The following is a 2,322-nucleotide window of genomic DNA, read 5'->3' as shown; positions in this document are numbered from 1 at the left end:
ACCTTCGGTCATCGTGGCGGATCCGCGGGTGTCGCGCGGTGACAGGCCGGACAGTCACTGGCATCGGATGGACACCGACGCGACCGTGTGCCCGGAGGCCGTGACCGCCGCGCTCGGCGGGCTTTGGGATGATTGGGTGGAGCCGCCCAGACCGCAGTACATCTTCTGGGCGCTGGACCTGGATTCGCAGGCGGCCGTGGCGGGCGGCGCCATGCGCCGCCTGGTCGAGCAGATCGGCGGCATGCCCGTCATCGTTGGCAACGAGATCCAGAGTGAATCGTTGCACGCGTCGATCATGGGGACGATTTGCAACGCATTTCTGGTGATGGCCGACATCACGGATGACAACGTCAACAGTTGCATCGAGGCGGGCATGGCGCTGGCAGCGGGCACCAACGTCAGGCTCATTTCCCGCGGCAAGGCAAGAAACCCGCCCTTCATGCTGCGCGCGGCGGGCCAATTGCTCGGCTACGCGGACACGGCCGAGCAGATCGGCGTATTGCACAGGCTCGTGCGCCCATTTCGCCGGCGGATCATCAACGCGGAGCTCTGAGGCAGCTGCAGCAGCTTAGGCCTAGCGTGGCCCGGCACGCGGCGCCTCCCCAAAATGGGAGAGGCGGCCGCTTGCCGGCCTTGACGTTTTCCCCGAAGCTTGGCGCCTCGACGCAACTTCAACACCCGCCGATGGCCACCGACGACACGACCCCCATCACGTTCATCGTCCCCGGCCAGAGCGGGTCCATCGCGCCCGCGCCCGCCGCCGCCGCGATGTTCAGCAGGGCCGGCGGCCTTGGCACCGCGGCTCAGGCCTTGCCCACCGGGGATGTCAAGTCGTCGGTACGCATCGGCACCCAGCGCGACGGCGCTGCACCGGTGCGCGTGACTGCCGTGCCCGGTGAAGACATCGTCGCCCTGCATATCGAAGACGGCCCGGTGCTGTTGCTGCACCCGGCCACCGCACGGGCGCTGCTGCTCGGACCGGCCGGCCCCTCGCGCGCAGGCGGTGGCGATGTGCCGGTGCAGGCCCAACTCCATTGGCCCGGCGCCGACGCGGCAGAGGCCACCCGCGACTTGAGCGACATCGGCCGCGTCGCGATTTCGGGCTTCCAGGTCATTGGCAACCTGCTTAAAGGGAAGGCGGCCGAGTTCGCCGGCGACAAGATCGTGAAGATGGTGGACAGCCAGGTCGACGCCGGCGTCTACGCCCTGCAGGCCGACCGGCTGGACAAGCTCAAGGGCAGCGGCAGCAAAGTGAACAAGATCCCCGCCACACGGGAGCCGATCCTGGTCCTGTTGCATGGCACCTTCGTCGAAACCGCCAGCACTTTCGAGAAACTTTGGCTTGCCCACCGCGCAGGCGTGAACCAGCTCTTCGGCAAGTACAACGGTGCGGTCTACGCACTCGACCATCCGACACTCGGCGCCAGCCCCATCGCCAACGCCCGCACCCTGGTCGACGCACTGCCCGACGGCGCACGCCTGCACCTGCTCTCGCATTCGCGCGGCGGTCTCGTGGCGGAAGTGCTGGCGCGCCTGGCCGGCCAGGGCGGTGAACTGGGTGATGCCGATCTTGCCTTTTTCTCCGACCCCGCCTATGCCGGGCAGGCGAAGGAATTGCGCGACCTGGCCGCGCTCGTCAAGGCCAAGAGCATCCAGGTGGAACGCGTGGTGCGGGTGGCCTGCCCGGCGCGCGGCACCCTGCTCGCGTCGAACCGCCTTGACGCTTACGTGTCGGTACTAAAGTGGACGCTGGAAGCCACTGGCCTGACCCTGGCCGGCGGCTTCGTCGACTTCGTGGGTGAAGTGGCGCGCCGCCGCACCGACCCGGCGTCGGTGCCCGGGCTGGCGGCGATGATGCCCGACACCCCACTGGTGAACTGGCTGAACGCCGCGCCCGAGCCGATCGCCGGAGACCTGCGCGTGGTGGCCGGCGACCTCCAGCGCGGCAACAGCGTCGGCAGCTGGCTCAAGGCGATGCTGGCGGACGCGTACTACTGGACCGACAACGACATCGTGGTCCACACGCGCTCGATGTACGGCGGTGCGCCGCGTGCCGGCGGCTCGACGTTCATGCTCGACCAGAGCCAGTTCGCGACGCACTTCAGCTACTTCGTCAACGAAACGACGGCGCAGGGCGTGCTGCGAGCCCTCACCGAAACGCAGCCCGAAGGCTTCAGGACGATCGGGCAGTTGTCCTGGGCCGGTGAGAGCGCGTCGGGCGAACGCGCGCGGCGCCCCACCGAGCCGGATCCCTACAAGCCGGCGGTCTTCGTGCTGCCGGGCATTCTGGGCAGCAATCTCAAGCAGGGCGCGGACCGCATC

General features: G+C 68.4%; 2 protein-coding genes. Both read left to right on the top strand.

Annotated features, from left to right (window positions below):
* The coding region (locus tag AC1DY5_RS51920) for a hypothetical protein (RefSeq protein ID WP_478122061.1) at window positions 1-553 on the top strand (553 nt) is incomplete at its 5' end.
* Window positions 554-684: 131 nt separating this feature from the next.
* Window positions 685-2,322 (top strand): esterase/lipase family protein (locus AC1DY5_RS51915; protein WP_478122060.1); only part of this gene is annotated, 1,638 nt, incomplete at its 3' end.

This window comes from Variovorax sp. P4_D9, assembly GCF_056401695.1.
Note: the sequence above shows the minus strand (reverse complement) of the source record. Positions and strands in the feature narration are given on the sequence as shown.